This window comes from Sorangium sp. So ce887 (assembly GCF_051521455.1).
Lineage (GTDB): Bacteria > Myxococcota_A > Polyangia > Polyangiales > Polyangiaceae > Sorangium.
On record NZ_CP150354.1, the window covers coordinates 2,299,137 to 2,316,478 of the forward strand.

Genomic DNA, 17,342 nt, shown 5'->3' on the forward strand with positions numbered 1-17,342 from the left:
ACGCTGATCGCCACCCGCAAGGCGAAGGCGGCGCGCCTCCGCGCCCGCGGCGAGAACCCGTTCGCCAACGACGTCACGGCGGGCGAGCCGCTCGTCGAGCTCGCGGCCGTCCGCGCCCGCTTCGACGGGGCGCGGGCCGCGGCCGAGCCCAGGCCGGAGGGCGCGGCGCCGGACCGGCCCGCCGCGGATCGCTACGACCCGGCGCGCGTCGAGCCGCTCCCGTTCCGCGTCGCGGGCCGGGTCCTCTTCGTGCGCTCGTTCGGCGGCGTCACGTTCGTGCGGCTGCGCGACCGGACCGGCGAGCTCCAGCTCATCTGCGAGCAGGGGAGCCTCGCCGATTTCGAGCGGCTGGAGGAGATCGATCTCGGCGACTTCGTCGAGGCCCACGGCGTCGCGATGGCCACGCAGAAGGGGGAGCTCTCGATCCGCGCAGGGCGCCTCCGGCTGCTCACGAAGGCCTACCGCCCGCTGCCGACCAAGACGAGCTTCAAGGACGTCGAGTCGCGCTACCGCATGCGGTACGTCGACCTCGTCGCCAACCCGCACGTCGCGGGGGTCTTCCGCGCCCGCAGCGCGATCGTCGCCGCGCTGCGCGAGTTCCTCGACGCGCGCGGCTTCCTCGAGGTCGAGACCCCGACGATGCACACGCTCGTCGGCGGCGCGGCCGCGAAGCCGTTCAAGACCCACCACAACGCGCTCGACCTCGAGCTCTTCATGCGCATCGCGCCCGAGCTCTTCCTGAAGCGGCTCGTGGTCGGCGGCTTCGAGCGCGTCTACGAGATCGCGCGCTGCTACCGGAACGAGGGGCTGTCGACGCGGCACAACCCCGAGTTCACGATGCTCGAGTACTACCAGGCGTACGCGACGTACGAGACCCTGATGGACGCGACCGAGGCGATGCTCCGCCACGTCGACGCCCGCCTCGCCGAGCGCCTCCCGGCCGAGCACGCCGCCTGGGCGGCCGGGCGCGCGTTCTCGCTCGATCGCTTCGCGCGCGTCCCCATGGCCGAGGGGATCGCCCGCGCCCTGGCGAAGGCGGGGCTCCCGGCCGACGTCCCGCAGCGCGTCGCCGCGGACGACGCCCCGATCAAGGAGTGGGCGAAGGCCGCGAAGGCGAGCGGGCGCGAGATCGACTGGACGAACTTCCGCTCGGGCGCGAAGAAGTGCGAGTCGCCCGGGGAGCTCGTCTTCTGCGCCTACGAGTACGTGGTCGAGCCGTTCCTCACGAAGGACTACCGCACCGAGGCGGGCGACAAGAGCGTCCCCGTCTTCATCATCGACTATCCCTTCGAGGTCTCCCCGCTCGCGCGCAAGAAGGACAGCGATCCTGCGCTGGTCGATCGCTTCGAGCTCTTCATCGAGGGCCGTGAGCTCTGCAACGCCTTCAGCGAGCTCAACGATCCGGAGGACCAGGACGCGCGCTTCCGCGCGCAGGTCGCCAAGAAGTCGCGGGGCGAGGAGGAGACGATGGATTACGACGCCGACTACGTCCGCGCCCTGGAGCACGGCCTCCCGCCGACGGCGGGCTTCGGCATGGGGATCGATCGCCTGGCGATGCTCCTCACCGGCGCGACGTCGATCCGCGACGTCATCCTGTTCCCCCTCCTCCGCCCCGAGACCGACGCGTGATCGAGCTCTCCAGACCCTTGCAGGTCGCGCTCCTCGCGGCCGTGGCGCTGGGTGTCCTCTTGCTCGTATGGCGCGGCAGCACCCGCTTCGACAAGAAGGGCGAGCTGGAGCCGCGGCGCCCCGTCGTCGCGCGCATCGGGCTCGTGGTCGCGCTCGCGGGCGCCAGCCTGCTCGCGCTCACGCTCATCACGTCCAGCGGGCACTCGAAGGGCCTCGCGCTCATCGGCGCCGTCTTCTCCAGCAACTCCGAGAAGATCGCGAAGGTCGTCGCCGCGCTGATCCTCGGGGGGGTCCTCCGGCTGTTCCGGGCCGGAACGGATACGGATAACGCCTGGTGGCTCTCCGGCAGGAGGGGGTCCAGGGTCCGCGCGGGGCTCAGGGCGCTCGGCGCGATGTCCCTTCTCGCCGCGCTCGCGATCGTCGTCCTCTGGGGCGCGGTCCTGCCCATCCAGCCGACCTCCAAGTGGATCCTCGGAGGCCTCCTGTCCGGCGTGGGCGTGGGCTATCTGGTCGCCGGGAGCCGCCCTGTCCGCAAGGGGCTGTATCGCGCGCTCGTCTGGTGGTGGGGCGCGCTCGTGGGCGTGACGTTCGGGGTCACCGCGTCGCTCACGTCCAGGATGCCCACGGGGCGGCTCGCGTCGGTCAACGCCACCGATCAGATCATCCGCTTCACCGCGCTCGTCTCGAGCGTCATCTTCCTGTTCTTCGTGCTCTCGGCGCTCCTGCCGATCATCCTCGACGCGCTCGAGCGCCGGAGCTTCGTGCCCTACGTGGGCGCGCGCCACGTGCGCGCCTCGAAGAGCGGCTTCCTCACGGTCATCTCGGTCCTGTCGATGGCCGGGGTCGGCGTCAGCTCGTGCGCCCTGTGCTCGGTGACGAGCATCATGGGCGGCTTCGGCGCCGACCTGAAGCGCAAGATCCTCGGCAACAACGCGCACATGGTCGTCGACGTCAGCCGCCCCGGCGGCTTCGGCGACTGGGACGACAAGCTCACCCAGGTGCGCGTCGCGCTCGCGCCCTATGGAGCCGCCGCGACGCCCGTCGTGGCCGGCGAGGCGATGGGCTCCAGCGCCTCGAACACCGCCGGCGCCCTCGTCCGCGGCATCGATCCGGACACCATCGGACAGGTCATCGACCTCGCCAAGAACATCGAGGTCGGCAGCTTCGACTACCTGCGTGATCCCGAGAAGCTGACGAGCCTGCCCCCCGAGGAGATCATCGGCCGGGGCCCGGGCGGGGAGCCGTACTTCAAGGGGCCGGACTTCCGCCAGCCGCCGGACGTCGACCCGTCGGTGCGCGACTACCTGAAGCAGCAGACGCGCATGTACCCGGGCGTCATCATCGGCCGGGAGCTCGCGAAGTCGCTCCACGTGCTCGTCGGGGACGAGGTGACCCTCCTGTCACCCATGGGCGAGCTCGGCCCCACCGGCGTGATGCCGCGCTCCCGCAGGTTCCGCGTCGCGGCGATCTTCTATAGCGGCATGTACGAGTACGACGTCACGCACGCGTACGTCTTGATGGAAGAGGCGCAGAAGTTCTTCAGCCTCGAGGACAAGATCACCCACATCGACATCCGGGTCCCGGATCCCGAGCGGGTGCAGGAGGTCCGGCCGGCCGTCGAGGCGGCGATCGCCGCGAGCGCTGCGCTGGACGAGGCGCCGCCGGAGGGCGGCAAGCCGCCTCCGAAGCTCCGCGTCCGCGACTGGATGGAGATGAACAAGAACCTCTTCAGCGCGCTCAAGCTGGAGAAGATCGCGACGTTCATCATCCTGTCCATCGCCATCGCGGTCGCGAGCTTCTGCATCGTCTGCACGCTGCTCCTCATGGTGACGGAGAAGGGCAAGGAGATCGCCGTCCTGAAGGCGCTCGGCGCCTCGGACAACGCGGTGATGCGCGTGTTCATGCTGGAGGGCGTCATCATCGGCGCCATCGGCACCGTCTACGGTGTCGGCACCGCGCTCGCCGCCTGCACGGGCCTGTCCTGGTTCGGCGTCCGGCTCGATCCGGACGTCTATTACATCGACCGGCTGCCCGTGAACGTGAACGGCTCCGACTATGCGATGGTCGCGGCGGCGGCGCTGCTCATCTGCACCATCGCCACCCTCTACCCGGCCCGCGCCGCCTCGAAGCTCTCTCCGGTCGACGGGCTCCGTTACGAGTAATCCCTCCATGTCCACTCCGCTCGTCGTCGTCGAAGATCTCCGCAAGACGTTCGTTCACATGGGGCGCGAGCTCCACGTGCTCTGCGGCATCGATATCGTCATCAACCAGGGCGAGGTCGTGGCGTTCGTGGGCCCCTCCGGGGCCGGCAAGAGCACGTTCCTCCACTGCATCGGCACGCTGGACCTCCCGACGAGCGGTCGCATCCGCCTCGGCAGCGACGAGCTCACCGGCCTCCCGAGCTCGAGGCTCGCGGCGATCCGGAACCGGATGATCGGCTTCGTCTTCCAGTTCCACCACCTGCTCCCCGAGTTCAACGCGGTCGAGAACGTGATGATGCCGGGCCTCATCCAGGGGAAGACCCGCCGCGATATGGAGCCGCTCGCGCGCTCGTTGCTCGCCGAGGTCGGGCTCGCGGAGCGCGCGACGCACCGGCCCGGGGAGCTGTCGGGCGGCGAGCAGCAGCGGGTGGCCCTGGCGCGGGCGCTCGTCCTGTCGCCGAAGCTCCTCCTCGCCGACGAGCCGACCGGGAACCTCGATACCGCGACGAGCGACTCGATCCACCAGCTGTTCTTCGAGATGAACAGCAAGCACGGCACCACGATCGTCGTGGTGACGCACAACCTCAGCTTCGCCGAGTCGATGCCGCGCGTGGTGACCATGCGCGACGGGGCCATCGAGAGCGACCGCATCGGCAGCGAGCGCGCCGCGGCCACCGGGTACCGCGGCGGCTCAGCCGGATAGGCGCTCGCTCAGGAGCTCGGCTGCGCGCAGCGACATGGCCATGATGGTCATCTGCGGGTTCACGCCGAGCGACGACGGGATCGCGCTCCCGTCGCACACGTAGAGGCCGGCGACGTCGTGCGCCTGGTGGTCCGGCCCGAGGCACGACGACCGCGGATCGACCCCGATACGGCACGTCCCGAGCGGGTGGAACGCGGCCACGTCGAGGTCCCCTGCCTTGATCTGCCGCGCCTTGAGCCGCTCCAGGTCCGCGGGGCCGTTCACCTCGTCGCAGCCGGCGACGAGCGGCAGGACCCGCCGCGCCCCCGCGGCCAGGAACACCTCGCAGAGCGTCTCGATCCCGCGCTGCATCTTCGCGACGTCCTCCTGGTTCATCGTGTAGAGCACGAGCGGCGTACCGCCGAGCCCGGGCCTCACCTCGCCGCGGCTCGTGTCCTTGATCATGAACCCGAAGGTCGCGAGGTGCGGGTATCGCTCCATGAGCTCCGTGTAGCGATGCCCCGTCCAGGGCACGGCCAGCGCGGCGACGTCGAACGGGAGCGAGCCTCCCTCGAACATCAGCCCTTCATCGGCGAAGTGATCGATCTGGTAGCCCTGCGGGATGCCTTGCCACTGGTCGATTCGCTCATCGAAGAGCGCCATCACCTTCGACGCCGGGTGGATCGACAGGTTCTTCCCCAGCATGCCGCTCGAGAGGCATGCCCCGCTCCGGCGCAGCAGCAGCGGCGTCATCAGCGCGCCGCCCGCCACCACGACGGCCTCCGCCCTGACCACGAGCCGCGGCCTCCGCCGCCTGGCGTCGCTCGGCGCGCGACCGCCGGCCCTCGCATCGCCGCCGAGCACAGCCGTCGCCCCGCGCGCGCGGCCCGCCACGATGTCGATCGTGCTGACGCGCGCCGCCGTGATGAGCTGCGCGCCCCGCTTCAGCGCCTCGGGCACGTAGCTCACGTCGGTCGAGCGCTTGGCCCCGGTGGGGCAGCCGAAGCAGCAGATCCCCTGCCCATCGCACTCCGGCGCGTTGCGCTGGAGCGCCCCGTGGCGGAGGCCGAGCCGCTCCGCGCCGCGCCGGACGATCGGCCCGATCGCCCCGAGGTGCAGCGGATCGGCGGGGGCGACCTGGAGCATGCGCTCGACGCGCTCGTAGTAGGGGGCGAGCCCGTCGGACGAGAACTCCGCCGGCATCCCCATGCCGCCCCGCCACGAAGCGAAGGTGCTCTCCGGAGCCCTGTAGCAGGTGCCGGAGTTGATCACGGTGCTCCCTCCGACGGCGCGCCCCGCGAACACCGGGATGCCCACGTTGCCGATCGCCATGTCGAGCCCGTGGTCGCGGTACATCTCCCGGTACGCCCGCGCGGGCCGCCCGGTGAAGCTCGAGCGGCGGTGGTAGTCGCCCTCCTCGATCATGAGCACCGCGTGTCCCCGCGACGCGAGCTCGTAGGCGGCGGCCGCTCCGCCGGCCCCGGTGCCGATCACGAGCACCTCGCACTCGAGCTCCAGGTCCTCCTCGACCTCGCGCCCGTTCGTCACCTGCGAGAGCCACCGGGGCGCCTCGTCGCGCACCGTGGGCAGCTCGTAGCGGCAGCCGACGTGCTCGAACATCTCGGGCTGGTCGTAGTGGATGAACCTGAGCGGCGTGAGCACGGCGCGGAGCAGCGAGCGCAGCGCCAGCGCCCGGCTCTGCTCGAAGCTGCGGAGCACCTCCATCCGCTCCTCGAGCGGCAGCGCCGACAGCGGCCTGAGCCGCATCGGCACCGGGGCGAGCTCGATGGCCCACAGCGCCGCGCGCAGCCCCTGCGCGAGGTGCGGCGGGATCGAGGAGAGCCAGGCCGCGAGGCGGGTGGCGGTCGCCGCGCCGGCGCCCTCGAGGAAGCGGCCGGCCGGCATCGCCGCCTCGGCGAGCGCGGCGGCGATGCGCAGCTCCCGCTCCGAGAGCGTGGGCCCCTTACCCGCGCCGCCCCCTGTCCGAGGCGCGCTCTCGGCGCCGCCCTCCGCCTGCTGCGCCGTCCCGGCCCAGCGCCCCCTCCGCTCCAGCGCGGGCCAGCGCCTGAAATCGAGGTCCAATCCCAGGGTCATGGTCGTCCGAACCCCTTGCGAAAGTTTCTGTTAATTCTGTAGCAACAGAATGGTCAAATGCAAGGTGGCCCGGCCCGCTCGGTCCTGCGCGTTCCGGACGAAGCGCGCAGGCGTCGCCGATCACGGCATGGGCAGGGCCCAGATCGGCGCGCGGGGCTGAAGCGCGAGGTGGTCCCAGGCGTCCTCGGCGATCGCCAGGCCGCGCTCACCCTCGTCGCGGAAGTGCGCGGCGACCGCGCGGAAATAGGGGGTGTCCGGGTGCTCGATCGCGACGATGCCCTTCGGGTCCGACGGGCTCGGCGCGAACGGGCGGCCTGCCTTTGCCCGGCGCGTGTCGCTCACGAGCGAGATCTCGTCCATGCGGGCGGTGAAGTGCGGCCCCCCGTCGAACGGGTCGACCCTGTGGGCGTAGCGGAAGCCGATGCGGCGCAGGAGCTTCTCCACCCCCCGGGTCTGCGACCCCACCTTTCCGATCACGCGCTGCGCGTCCTCGGGCAGCAGCGAAGCGTAGATGGTCCCCTCCGGGAAGAGCCCCTTGATGAACTCCTTGTTCTTCTTGGAGAGGAGGTCTGCTTCGGCATAGCTCATGTCGGTGAACTTGCGCCCGAGCGCTTCCCAGAGGTGGCTTGTTCCATCCGGCTCGAGCGGGGGCATCAGCTCGGCGAGGATCTCCTCCTGGAACAGGTCGGGGCGAGCGGCCATGTAGAGGAAGCGAACATACGAGATCATCGTGCCGAGCCGCTCGGGCCCCTGCCGGTAGTCTGGCATGAGCACGAGTCCGCCGATCTCCGTGGGGCCGTTGTACGAGTAGCCGATGCGCAGCACGGTATGATGGAAGTGCTTGTCGATCGTGGCCGAGTACTTCTCCTCGTCGAACACGTCGAAGAAGATGTACGGGATGCCGCGCCGGCCGAGCTGCGCGATGATCATCGAGGTGCCGACGATCATGCCCTTGTCGCCCTTCGTCCGGTCGACGAGCACAAACACGTATTGGCGGAGACGGGGGTCCTGGATCGCCCCGCTGAAGCTCCTGTGGCTCTCGGCGACGATCTCGTGGATTGCGTCACGGTTGTTCGGCAGGTTGACCGAGTTCAGGTGGCGCGCGACATAGAGGAGCTGCTCCTCGTCGCCGGTCACGGCTGCGCGTATTTCAAACGAGATCATCGGGTTAAGCCTACGCGTGGCGCTCGCGCTTGGCCATTGCTCCGGATGCGGCGCTCGAGGCCTACAACAGCGGTCGTCGCGTGCCGCGCCGCCGGGCCGCGCCGGTGGGCCGGACAGCGGAGTCGGCCCGGTGGGCTGCGCGCGTCAGCCGAGCTGAGCGCGGAGCGCCTCGTCCATGACGTCGAGCGGCGGCTCCCGCCCTGTGTAGAGCCGGAACTGCTCTGCTGCCTGGTGGAGGAGCATCCTCCCGCCGTGAACGGCGGTGGCCCCGCGCCGCCGCGCTGCCTCCACGAGCTCCGTGATCATCGGCTTGTACACGATGTCCATCACCAGGAGACCCTCCCGCAACGCCTCCTCCGGGACAGGGCTCCGCGGGTCGACCTCGGCCATGCCGCGCGACGTCGCGTTGACGAGGACGTCGTGGTCGGGCGAGAGCGCCTCCCCGTCGAGGGGCGCGGCCGCGCCGCCGACCGCCGCCGCGAGCTGCCGCGCCTTCTCGAGATCGCGGTTCGCGACCGTGACGCGGGCGCCGCGCTCCGCGAGCCCGAACGCGACCGCGCGCGCCGCGCCGCCCGCGCCGAGGAGCAGTACCCGCGCGCCTCCGAGCGGCGTCACCTCCTCGAGCGCCCGCACCGCGCCGATCCAGTCGGTATTGTAGCCCCGGAGGCGCCCGTCGTCGTTGACGATGGTGTTCACCGCGCCGATCCGCGCGGCGACGGGATCGATCTCGTCCAGCAATGGAATTACCGCCTGCTTGTAGGGCATCGACACACCCAGGCCGCGGATCCCGAGCGCCCGCATCCCGCGCGTCGCGCCCTCAACATCGGTCACCGCAAAAGGGATATAGGTAAATTCGATCCCCAGCGCGCGGTAGCCGGCGAGGTGCATGGCGGCCCCTGTCGATACCGGATGACGCGACATTGATCCGCAGAGTGTGAGGCGGCCTAGATCCTGGGAGAACGATGCAGTCGACGAAGTACACCCGTGCATGCAGCGAAGCTGGCCTGTCTCCAGCGCGGATGCTAGCCCCGCCAGCGATGAGCGAACCCAGCTCCCCCGGGCCGGCGGTGGAGGTTGCGACAGCGTGCCTCCAGCCCGTCAAGGCCGGCCTGTTCGTGCCCCGATCCGATCGCGCGTTCGCGCGGCGCGCCTACCGGACGGTCGCGCCGCTCGCCCGGAGCCTCCTCAAGGTCCTCGCGGCCCTCGTGATCCTCACGCTGGGTCGCTCGACCCTCGCGGACCAGTACCATGTGCCCACGGGCTCGATGTGGCCGACGATCGCCCCGGGCGATCGCATCCTTGTCGACAAGGTCGCCTACGGGGTCCGCGTCCCGCTCACGGATCGCTACCTGTTCGAGCGCAGCGGTCCGAGCGCCGGCGACGTGGTGCTCTTCGCGGATCCGCGCGGCGGCTCCACCCTCCTCGTCAAGCGCGTGATCGCGCTCCCTGGGCAGACGGTGATGCTCCGGCGAGGCTTGCTGTACGTCGACGGCGCGGCGCAGGCGATCGAGCAGCTCGGGGACGGCACGCGGGTGGAGCACCTCGGATCGGTCACGCACGCGGCGGGCGAGCCCGACCTCGCCGCGTTCGGGCCGGTCGTCGTGCCTCCGGACCACCTCTTCGTGATGGGCGACAACCGCGCCGCCTCGCTCGACAGCCGGGCGATGGGGGCGGTGCCGAGGGAGCTCGTCCGCGGCCGCGTGCTCAGCGTCGTCTATCACCACGACGCCGAGGGCTTCGACCTGTCCCGCGCCCTGCTGAGCGTCGACTGAGCGTCGACCGAGCGCCGCGGCCCTACGCTTCGCCGCTCGTCATCATCGCCCTGATCTCGTCGCCGCTCAGGGTCTCGACCTCGTACAGCCTCGCGGCGATGCGCTCGAGCGTCGCGCGGCGCCCTTGGATCATCGCGCGCGCCCGCGCCTCCGCGTCCGCGAGGATCCGCGCGACCTCCGCGTCGACCTCGCGCGCGGTCGCGTCGCTGCACTCCCGCCCCGCGCCCGGTGAGGGCGCGCCCCGCGACTCGCCCAGGAACGACAGCGGCCGGCGAGGCTCCAGCGCCGAGAGCCCAACCCCCTGGCCCATCCCGAGCTCGCGCACCATGCGGCGCGCGAGCTCCGTCGCGTTGAGCAGGTCGTCCTGCGCGCCGGTCGACAGGTCTCCGACGGCCTCCGCCTCGGCGGCGCGCCCGCCGAGCAGCACGACGAGCCGGTCGAGGATCTCCTGCCGGCTCCACAGGTAACGGTCCTCGCGCGGCTGCTGCATCGTGTACCCGAGCGCCCCCGCCCCGCGCGGCACGATCGACACCTTGCGCACCGGGTCCTGCGTCGGCAGCAGCGTGGCGGTCAGCGCGTGCCCCACCTCGTGGTAGGCGACCACGAGCTTCTCGCGCGCTCCGAGCCGCCGGCCCCGCCGCTCGATCCCCGCGATCCCGCGCTCGATCGCGGCCTCCATGTCGCTCTGCCTCACCGCGGCCGCCCTGCGCCGCGCCGCGAGCAGCGCCGCCTCGTTGACGATGTTCGCGAGGTCGGCCCCGACGAGCCCCGCGGTCTGCGCGGCCACGGCGTCGAGGTCCACGTCCGCATCGAGCACCACCTTCCTCCCGTGCACCGCGAGGATCTCCCTCCGCTCGGCGAGGTCGGGCCTGTCGACGTGCACCCGGCGGTCGAACCGCCCCGCCCTGAGGAGCGCCGGATCGAGGATCTCGGGGCGGTTCGTCGCGGCGAGCACGATCATCGCCGTGCGCGCGTCGAACCCGTCCATCTCGGTCAGGAGCTGGTTGAGCGTCTGCTCGCGCTCGTCATGGCCGCCGACGGAGCCGCCGATGCCGCGGGCCTTGCCGACCGCGTCGAGCTCGTCGATGAACACGAGGCAGGTCCCCTTCTCGCGCGCCTGGGAGAAGAGGTCGCGCACGCGCGCGGCGCCGACGCCGACGAACATCTCCACGAACTCCGACCCGCACGCGCTGAAGAAGGGGACGCTCGCCTCTCCCGCGATCGCCCGCGCCAGCAGCGTCTTGCCCGTGCCGGGCGGCCCCACCAGGAGCACCCCCCTGGGCATCCGGCCGCCGAGCTTCTCGTAGCGCTCGGGCGCCTTGAGGAAGTCGACGATCTCGCCGAGCTCGGTCTTCGCCTCGGCGCTGCCCGCGACGTCGCGGAACGTCGCCGTCGCCCCCCGCTCCTCGTAGAGCCGTGCCTTGTTCTTGCCGAACGCGGTCGCGGCGCTCGACACGTTCCCTGCCGCCGCCGCCCGCCGCGACACCAGGTGGACCATCGCGACCAGCGCGGCGAGCGGCAGCGCCAGCCAGAGGTACGGCAGCAGCCCCCGCTCGTCCGCGACGCGCGTGTACGGGATTCCGCGCCGGTCGAGGTCGGCGAGCAGATCCTTCTCGGTCGGCTCGATGCGCCCCGTGCGGTAGCTCCGCGGCGCGCTCGCGCTCAGGCTGGGCGCCGTTCGCCCGATGTACACGCCGTCCCGGATCTCGACCTCGGCGAGCTCTCCGCTCTCCGCGAGCGAGCGGAAGCGCGCGTACGGAATGCGGCTGTCGGACGCCACCACCACCTGAAGCAGCAGCGCCGAGCCGAGCACCAGGACGAGAACAATCCAGAGCGACCGCATGGCTCGCCTCCGCGCGGACAGGGGACGTCGCCCGCAGGCACGACCCGTCGCCACGGTGCGCCCTGCACGGAGCCTGCCAAGGCGGCCAGTGCACCGTCGGAGGCGAGCCGTGGGAGGGCTCGACCCATGAGCCGCGCCGAGCGCGCCCGGCGCGGCATGGACGCACGGCACGAACCGATCAACCCTGGTCGCATGGGGAGAGCTCTTTTCTTGATCACGGGTCCGTTGACGATGTTGCTGTTCGGGTGCGGCGGGGCTCCGCCACCTCCGGCCGAGCAGCCCGAGCCCGCGCGGCCGGAGGAGCCCGCGCCGGGCGCCGAGCCCACGCCGGAGGCCGCCCTGGGCGTCGAGGCGCCGGAGGCGGAGCCCGCTGCGACGCCGCCGTCCGCAGCGCCGGCGGCGCCGCGGCGCGACGGCTCGGTGCCCGACGACTATGCGCTCATGCATGGCGACTGCGTGGATCTCGGCAAGCAGCTCACGGCGCTCACGCGCACCGAGCAGGTCGCGGCGCTGAGCGCCAAGCTGACGCCGGAGCAGCGGGGCGAGACCGAGAAGAAGATCGACGCCGTCGCGGCCACCCTCGGGGAGCAGTATGCGCAGGCGTGCGAGCAGAACGTCGGCAAGCACGTGGACCCGAGGTCGCTCAAGTGCGCGTTCGACGCGCGGAGCGTCAGGGCGTTCGAGGCCTGCCTCAACGCGCCGCCGCCGGCCAAGTGACGCCTCCGCGGCGCGCGCCGGATGACGGCGCGCTCGATGCAGATATAATGTGGCCCCGCATGGACGTTTCGCCCCTCGACGACCCCTGGATCGCCGCTCAGGTCGACGCCGCCGTGGCGCCTTACGTGGGTCGCCTGCCGGCGCAAGAGGTCGCGTGGATGCGCGAGCAGCTCGCGGAGGTCTTGCTGCACGACGAGGAGGCGATCCGCCTCCTCCGGCGCGCGCAACCGCGCGAGGTCGACGAGAGCGGCGAGCGGGCTTTCGGGGTGCTCGGCGCAGCGGGGCGCGCCAAGGCGGGTTAGCGGTGCGCACTGCGGAAGACCGGCTGGTCGCCGAGGGACTCGACCTGCTCCGGCTCGTCGCGAAGCGCATCGCGCGCCGTCTGGGCCGCCGCATCCCGGTCGAGGACCTCGTCGCGCTCGGGCACCCGGCGCTGCTCGATGTGGTGCGGACGCACGATCCAAGCCGATCCACGTTCGAGGCGTACGCCAAGAGGAAGATCCGCTGGGCGATCTTCGACGGCATCCGGCGGGAGACGCGCTGGCGATCCGCGGCCGCGCGGGCCAGCGCGCTCGCTGCGTCGGCGCGGTTCGCGGAGGGGCGCGGCGCGGACGACGACGCCGACGCGCCTGCCACGCAGGAGGCCTACGCCGCGCGGCTCGGTGGCCTGCTCGCCGGGCACGCGGCCGCGATGGCGCTCGGCCTGCTCTCGGCCCAGGGCGACGTCGCCGCGGTCCCGGACGCCGCCGACAGCCCCGAGGAGCGCGCCTCGCGCGCCGAGCTCGCGCAGGCCGTGCGGCACGCCGTGCGCGAGCTCCCCGAGCGCGAGCGCGCCCTCGTCGAGCGCCACTACTTCGACGACGAGCGCTTCGATCAGATCGCGCAGGATCTCGGGATCAGCAAGAGCTGGGCGAGCCGCCTGCACACCCAGGCCATCGAGCGGCTGGGCGAGCTGCTCCGCACCATGCGCTGACGCGCGCCGAGGCGCGGGCGCGTCGCGCCCCTTCGACGGACCGCCGTCAGCGCTGCTGGCTCTTGACCGAGCGGAGATACGGGGCCCGCTCGTCGTCGCTGACCGGCTCGTTGCTGATCACGCGGTGGTCGCGCGGCATGAAGTTCACGAGCCGGACCATCAGGTGGTCCATCGCGACGGTCAGCTCTCCTTTGCGGCGGAGCTCCGCGGCCTCCTGGAAGGTCTGCACCTTGGGATCGTAGGCGATCATGTGCAGGTCTCGCCCGAACGGCGGGGGCAGGTCCTCCACTTCGACGATCTTGTAGATGCGGATCCCTCCGACCTTCTCGGTGGCCGCGACCACGGCGCCGACGACCAGATCCTTGCCGGTCGGGTCGGAGGTTTCGGGGACGGGGGGCGCGCGGTTACAGGCCGGTGCGAGCGTCAGGGTGCCGGCGCACACGGCGGCGGCGAGTGCGATCGACCTCATGGGCGCTGAATAACATCGATGCGACCCGGCGCAAGCGGCTACCGCGCGCGGCGCGGGGGGAGCGCGGCGCGCCGCGGGGTCGACCGCCGCCTCGTGGCAGCGCCGTGGTAGACGCGCCTTCGAGACACCGGTCGGGAGCGATCCCTGGAGGAATGCGATCATGCGACTCGAGGACACGAGGTTTGTCGTCACAGGCGCCGCCCAGGGGCTGGGTCGTCACTATGCGCTGCGGCTCGCGGAGCTCGGGGGCCAGGTCGCCGCGGGCGACGTGAACGAGGAGGGGCTCGCGTCGCTGGTCGAGGCGAGCCAGGGGCTCCCCGGGAAGATCCACGCGCGGCCCTTCAACGTGGCGGTGGAGGCGGAGGTCGAGGCGTTCGTCCGCTTCGCGCACGGGGCGATGGGCGGCCTGAACGGCCTCGTGAACAACGCCGGCATCCTGCGGGACGGCCTCCTGGTCAAGAAGGACCGCCAGACGGGCGCGGTCGTCAAGCTGAGCGCGGCGCAGTGGCAGGCCGTCATCGACGTCAACCTGACGGGCGCCACGCTCATGGTCCGCGAGGTCGTCGCGAAGATGGTCGAGACCGAGCAGAAGGGCGTCATCGTCAACATCAGCTCCATCGCGCGCCACGGCAACCGCGGTCAGTCGAACTACACCGCCGCGAAGAGCGCGCTCGCGGCGAACACGAAGACGTGGGCGCTCGAGTTCGCGCCGTTCGGCATCCGCGTCGGCGCGGTCGCGCCCGGCATGATCGAGACCCCCATGACGCAGGGCATGCACCAGAAGGCGCGCGACGCCCTGGTCGCCATGATCCCGGTCGGCCGCATCGGCGTGCCCGAGGACATCTGGCAGGCCGTGCGCTTCGTGATCGAGTGCGAGTACTTCAACGGCCGCTGCATCGACGTCGACGGCGGCCTCACGATGTGACGCCGCGGCGGCGTCCGCGTCCCTGCGTACCCACCGCGTCCCTGCGTACCCACCGCGTCCCTGCGTTCTCGCCCCGCTCCGGACCACGAGCCACCCCGGCGATCCGCCCACGAAACATTCTCGCTTGACGCGTCGATATTGAAAGCTATGTTCAATATCAATCTACCCGTTAACGGAGCCGGGGGTCTGCATGTACGTCTGCCTCTGCATGGGCGTCTGTGATCGAGAGATTCGCGAAGCGATGAACGAGGGGGCTTGTTCCGTGGCAGAGGTGATGGAGTGCACGGGCGCCGGTACGCGGTGCGGCTCCTGCCAGCCCACGATCGCCAAGCTCATCGGTGATGACGAGGGCGCCTCCCCGCCCGTCGCCGCGCCGCGCCGCCTGGCGATGGCGCCGGTCTCCAGCGCCGCCTGATTCTCGGGATCGCCCCGCTGCGCTCCGATTTCCTGGAGCCGGCGGGGGCCGCCGCCCGTTTTCTTAGAAATTTCTTGCGCACTTCCGCTGACCTTGCGCATTTGACCTGGGCGCTGGCGCTCCAGCCGGCGCACCCTTGCCTGCAGAGGCGGGGCGAGCACGACAGGCACGAGCGCGAGAGGGTCCGATGAAGGGTGCGAAAGACATCGTCGACGTGTTGAACGAGGTGCTCGCGGGAGAGCTCGTCGCCATCAACCAGTACTTCCTGCACGCGAAGATGTGCGCGCACTGGGGCTTCGTCACGCTCGCTGCGCACGGCCGCGCCGAGTCGATCGACGAGATGAAGCACGCCGACGCGATCATCGATCGCATCCTCTTCCTGGAGGGGCTGCCCAACCTGCAGCGCCTGGACACCCTTCACATCGGGCAGACCGTGCCGGAGCAGCTCAAGAGCGACCTTCAGCTCGAGTACCAGGCGGTCAAGCGGCTCAACGCGGCGATCGTCCTCTGCCGCGACAAGGGAGATCGCACCTCCGAGGAGCTCCTCGCCAAGATCCTCGAGTCCGAGGAGGAGCACATCGACTGGCTCGAGACGCAAATCGGTCTGATCGAGAAGCTTGGCGAGACGGCCTACCTGTCCCAGCAGATCCGCGAGTAGGGTAGGGTGGGGCTCGCCCCGCGCCGACGGCGCACCCCGCGCGCCTCCTGGCGGCGGGGGCCGCGCTTGACGTACGATACGCTGGACGCATGTCCAAGACGCCGCGGACGACCGCGCTCGCGCGGTTACGCGCCAGCTCGGCGCGTCGGTCGTGCTCGTCGCGCCGCGCCCGTCCCGCGAGGAGGATGAGCGCGGCGGGGGAAATCCATGTCGAAGATTCTTGTCGTCGATGACCAGCGGAACATGCGGACCACGCTCGCGATGATGCTGCGTGGCGCGGGGTACGAGGTCGATGAAGCGGCCGACGGCAGCCAGGGAGCCGACCTGGGCGCCAAGGGCGCGTACGACGCCGTGCTCACCGACCTGCGGATGGGCGGCTTCGACGGCATCGGCGTCCTGCGCGCGGTGAAGGAGTCGAACGCGAACACCGAGGTCATCGTGATGACCGCGTACGGCACCATCGAGAGCGCGGTCGAGGCGATGCGGCTCGGCGCGTTCGACTACATCCAGAAGCCGTTCTCGGAGCAGGAGCTGCTCGTGAAGGTGGAGCGCGCGATCCAGAACCGGAAGCTCACCGGGGAGGTGCAGCTGCTCGCCAGCGAGTTCAAGGAGCGCTACCGGTTCGAGAACATCGTGGGCCGCTCGCAGGCGGTCCGCGAGGTGCTGGGCCGGATCGTGAAGGTCGCGCCGACCGACGCGACGGTGCTCATCACCGGCGAGAGCGGCACCGGCAAGGAGCTGGTCGCCAAGGCCATCCACGCCAACAGCAAGCGCGCGGATCGCCCGTTCGTCCCGGTGAACTGCGCCGCCATCAGCGAGACGCTCCTCGAGAGCGAGCTGTTCGGCCACGCGCGCGGCTCGTTCACGGGCGCGATCTCGGCGAGGAAGGGGCTGTTCGAGGAGGCCGACGGGGGCACGTTCTTCTTCGACGAGATCGCCGAGACCCCGCTCACCTTCCAGGCGAAGCTGCTCCGCGCGATCCAGGAGAACGAGATCCGCCGGGTGGGCGAGAACAAGCCCATCAACGTCGACGTGCGCATCATCGCCGCGACGAACCAGGAGCTCCTGGCCGCGGTCTCGGAGAAGCGGTTCCGCCAGGACCTCTATTACCGGCTGAACGTCGCGCGCTTCGTGCTCCCGCCGCTGCGCTCGAGGCGCGAGGACATCCCGATCCTCTGGGAGTTCTTCCTGGAGAAGTACAACCGGAAGATGACCTGTCGCGCGCGCGCCGCGGACGGCGTCGTCGAGGCGCTGACGCAGTACGACTTCCCGGGCAACATTCGCGAGCTCGAGAACATGGTGGAGCAGGCGGTGGCGCTCTCGGGCGGCGGCGTCATCAGCGTCGACGACGTACTGCCCGCCTCGTTGCTGCCCACGCGGGCGCCCGAAGGCGGCGGCAGGCTGCTCGCCGACGTTGTCGACTGCGCCGAGCGCCAGGCGATCGAGGCCGCGCTGCGGGAGTGCGACGGCAGCCGGGAGCGCGCCGCCGAGGTGCTCGGGATCAGCGCGACCACCCTGTGGCGCAAGATGACCCGCCTGGCGATCACGTACCCCCCGGGCTGAGCCGGCGCCTCCTCAGCCGGCCCTCCGCCGTTCCTGACGACCCGGCTCGGCAGGGCGTTCCCTCGGGATACAGCAGGCGCCGGCAGACACGGCCGAGCATGCCTGTGCTCACCTGGTGGAGCCCTCTGCTGCTCACCGGGCTCAGCCGGCCTGCGCCTGCGCGCGCCTGCCCGGGGTCCGACCAGCACGTACGACCGGGCTGAGCAACACCCCTGACTCGGTAGTAAATCAGGGTAG

Annotated in this window: 16 protein-coding genes; 11 read left to right on the top strand and 5 right to left on the bottom strand. The window is 71.1% G+C overall.

Annotation, left to right across the window (positions count from 1 at the left end):
* Window positions 1-3 precede the first annotated feature (3 nt).
* Genes lysS through WMF36_RS08630 form a run of 3 tightly spaced genes read left to right on the top strand, consistent with a single transcriptional unit; the run spans window position 4 to window position 4,533 of the window.
* Window positions 4-1,629 (top strand): lysine--tRNA ligase, encoded by a 1,626-nt coding sequence (gene lysS / locus WMF36_RS08620; protein WP_437581870.1) that lies wholly within the window; start codon window positions 4-6, stop codon window positions 1,627-1,629.
* Window positions 1,626-3,791 (top strand): FtsX-like permease family protein, encoded by a 2,166-nt coding sequence (locus WMF36_RS08625; protein WP_437579135.1) that lies wholly within the window; start codon window positions 1,626-1,628, stop codon window positions 3,789-3,791. Before lysS ends, WMF36_RS08625 begins: the two co-directional genes overlap by 4 nt.
* A 7-nt stretch (window positions 3,792-3,798) precedes the next feature.
* On the top strand, window positions 3,799-4,533 hold the full coding sequence (locus tag WMF36_RS08630) for an ABC transporter ATP-binding protein (protein ID WP_437579136.1): 735 nt from the start codon (window positions 3,799-3,801) through the stop codon (window positions 4,531-4,533).
* Here WMF36_RS08630 and WMF36_RS08635 read toward each other — a convergent pair.
* The 3 genes from WMF36_RS08635 to WMF36_RS08645 all read right to left on the bottom strand — a co-directional run bounded on the left by WMF36_RS08635 (window position 4,522) and on the right by WMF36_RS08645 (window position 8,760).
* Complete coding sequence (locus WMF36_RS08635) at window positions 4,522-6,606, bottom strand: FAD-dependent oxidoreductase (protein ID WP_437579137.1); 2,085 nt, start codon at window positions 6,604-6,606, stop codon at window positions 4,522-4,524. The genes WMF36_RS08630 and WMF36_RS08635 overlap by 12 nt on opposite strands.
* Window positions 6,607-6,726: 120 nt before the next feature.
* Window positions 6,727-7,770 carry an arginine N-succinyltransferase gene (locus tag WMF36_RS08640; RefSeq protein ID WP_437579138.1) on the bottom strand — a complete coding sequence of 348 codons (1,044 nt, stop codon included), beginning with the start codon at window positions 7,768-7,770 and terminating at the stop codon, window positions 6,727-6,729.
* Window positions 7,771-7,914: 144 nt separating this feature from the next.
* Window positions 7,915-8,760 carry a shikimate dehydrogenase gene (locus WMF36_RS08645; protein WP_437579140.1) on the bottom strand — a complete coding sequence of 282 codons (846 nt, stop codon included), beginning with the start codon at window positions 8,758-8,760 and terminating at the stop codon, window positions 7,915-7,917.
* Window positions 8,761-8,807: 47 nt separating this feature from the next.
* Here WMF36_RS08645 and lepB point away from each other — a divergent pair, with 47 nt between their 5' ends.
* The gene (lepB, locus tag WMF36_RS08650) at window positions 8,808-9,542 is read left to right on the top strand and encodes a signal peptidase I (protein ID WP_437579141.1); all 735 of its coding nucleotides are present in this window, start codon (window positions 8,808-8,810) and stop codon (window positions 9,540-9,542) included.
* Window positions 9,543-9,564: 22 nt separating this feature from the next.
* Here the strand turns inward: lepB and ftsH are convergent, their stop codons facing one another.
* Window positions 9,565-11,385 (bottom strand): ATP-dependent zinc metalloprotease FtsH, encoded by a 1,821-nt coding sequence (ftsH, locus tag WMF36_RS08655; protein ID WP_437579142.1) that lies wholly within the window; start codon window positions 11,383-11,385, stop codon window positions 9,565-9,567.
* A 231-nt stretch (window positions 11,386-11,616) separates the two neighbouring features.
* On the opposite strand from ftsH, the gene WMF36_RS08660 reads away from it, so the two are divergent.
* Genes WMF36_RS08660 through WMF36_RS08670 form a run of 3 tightly spaced genes read left to right on the top strand, consistent with a single transcriptional unit; the run spans window position 11,617 to window position 13,075 of the window.
* Window positions 11,617-12,102: a hypothetical protein gene (locus WMF36_RS08660; RefSeq protein ID WP_437579143.1), complete on the top strand. Its 486-nt coding sequence runs from the start codon at window positions 11,617-11,619 to the stop codon at window positions 12,100-12,102.
* A 59-nt stretch (window positions 12,103-12,161) separates the two neighbouring features.
* A complete protein-coding gene (locus WMF36_RS08665) occupies window positions 12,162-12,404 on the top strand; it encodes a hypothetical protein (RefSeq protein WP_437579144.1) in 243 nt (80 codons plus the stop codon).
* A gap of 2 nt (window positions 12,405-12,406) precedes the next feature.
* Entirely contained in the window at window positions 12,407-13,075 is a 669-nt protein-coding gene (locus WMF36_RS08670) for a sigma-70 family RNA polymerase sigma factor (RefSeq protein WP_437579145.1), read from the top strand.
* A 46-nt stretch (window positions 13,076-13,121) separates the two neighbouring features.
* Here the strand turns inward: WMF36_RS08670 and WMF36_RS08675 are convergent, their stop codons facing one another.
* Complete coding sequence (locus tag WMF36_RS08675) at window positions 13,122-13,544, bottom strand: hypothetical protein (RefSeq protein WP_437579146.1); 423 nt, start codon at window positions 13,542-13,544, stop codon at window positions 13,122-13,124.
* A 160-nt stretch (window positions 13,545-13,704) separates the two neighbouring features.
* Between WMF36_RS08675 and WMF36_RS08680 the strand changes: the two genes are divergently transcribed.
* The 4 genes from WMF36_RS08680 to WMF36_RS08695 all read left to right on the top strand — a co-directional run bounded on the left by WMF36_RS08680 (window position 13,705) and on the right by WMF36_RS08695 (window position 17,105).
* Window positions 13,705-14,469 (top strand): SDR family oxidoreductase, encoded by a 765-nt coding sequence (locus WMF36_RS08680; RefSeq protein WP_437579147.1) that lies wholly within the window; start codon window positions 13,705-13,707, stop codon window positions 14,467-14,469.
* Window positions 14,470-14,659: 190 nt separating this feature from the next.
* The gene (locus tag WMF36_RS08685; RefSeq protein ID WP_437579148.1) at window positions 14,660-14,884 is read left to right on the top strand and encodes a (2Fe-2S)-binding protein; all 225 of its coding nucleotides are present in this window, start codon (window positions 14,660-14,662) and stop codon (window positions 14,882-14,884) included.
* Window positions 14,885-15,071: 187 nt separating this feature from the next.
* Window positions 15,072-15,542 carry a bacterioferritin gene (gene bfr, locus WMF36_RS08690; RefSeq protein ID WP_437579149.1) on the top strand — a complete coding sequence of 157 codons (471 nt, stop codon included), beginning with the start codon at window positions 15,072-15,074 and terminating at the stop codon, window positions 15,540-15,542.
* Between the two features lie 207 nt (window positions 15,543-15,749).
* A complete protein-coding gene (locus WMF36_RS08695; RefSeq protein WP_437579150.1) occupies window positions 15,750-17,105 on the top strand; it encodes a sigma-54-dependent transcriptional regulator in 1,356 nt (451 codons plus the stop codon).
* The last annotated feature ends 237 nt before the right edge of the window (window positions 17,106-17,342 follow it).

Bases quoted from the DNA above. Each gene is read 5' to 3' on its own strand.
- WMF36_RS08685 (WP_437579148.1), top strand. From the start codon at position 14,660: ATGTACGTCTGCCTCTGCATGGGCGTCTGTGATCGAGAGATTCGCGAA.
- WMF36_RS08645 (WP_437579140.1), bottom strand. From the start codon at position 8,760: ATGCACGGGTGTACTTCGTCGACTGCATCGTTCTCCCAGGATCTAGGC.
- WMF36_RS08680 (WP_437579147.1), top strand. From the start codon at position 13,705: ATGCGACTCGAGGACACGAGGTTTGTCGTCACAGGCGCCGCCCAGGGG.
- WMF36_RS08635 (WP_437579137.1), bottom strand. From the start codon at position 6,606: ATGACCCTGGGATTGGACCTCGATTTCAGGCGCTGGCCCGCGCTGGAG.
- WMF36_RS08660 (WP_437579143.1), top strand. From the start codon at position 11,617: ATGTTGCTGTTCGGGTGCGGCGGGGCTCCGCCACCTCCGGCCGAGCAG.
- WMF36_RS08630 (WP_437579136.1), top strand. From the start codon at position 3,799: ATGTCCACTCCGCTCGTCGTCGTCGAAGATCTCCGCAAGACGTTCGTT.
- WMF36_RS08640 (WP_437579138.1), bottom strand. From the start codon at position 7,770: ATGATCTCGTTTGAAATACGCGCAGCCGTGACCGGCGACGAGGAGCAG.
- ftsH (WP_437579142.1), bottom strand. From the start codon at position 11,385: ATGCGGTCGCTCTGGATTGTTCTCGTCCTGGTGCTCGGCTCGGCGCTG.
- WMF36_RS08695 (WP_437579150.1), top strand. From the start codon at position 15,750: ATGTCGAAGATTCTTGTCGTCGATGACCAGCGGAACATGCGGACCACG.
- WMF36_RS08665 (WP_437579144.1), top strand. From the start codon at position 12,162: ATGGACGTTTCGCCCCTCGACGACCCCTGGATCGCCGCTCAGGTCGAC.
- bfr (WP_437579149.1), top strand. From the start codon at position 15,072: ATGAAGGGTGCGAAAGACATCGTCGACGTGTTGAACGAGGTGCTCGCG.
- WMF36_RS08675 (WP_437579146.1), bottom strand. From the start codon at position 13,544: ATGAGGTCGATCGCACTCGCCGCCGCCGTGTGCGCCGGCACCCTGACG.
- lepB (WP_437579141.1), top strand. From the start codon at position 8,808: ATGAGCGAACCCAGCTCCCCCGGGCCGGCGGTGGAGGTTGCGACAGCG.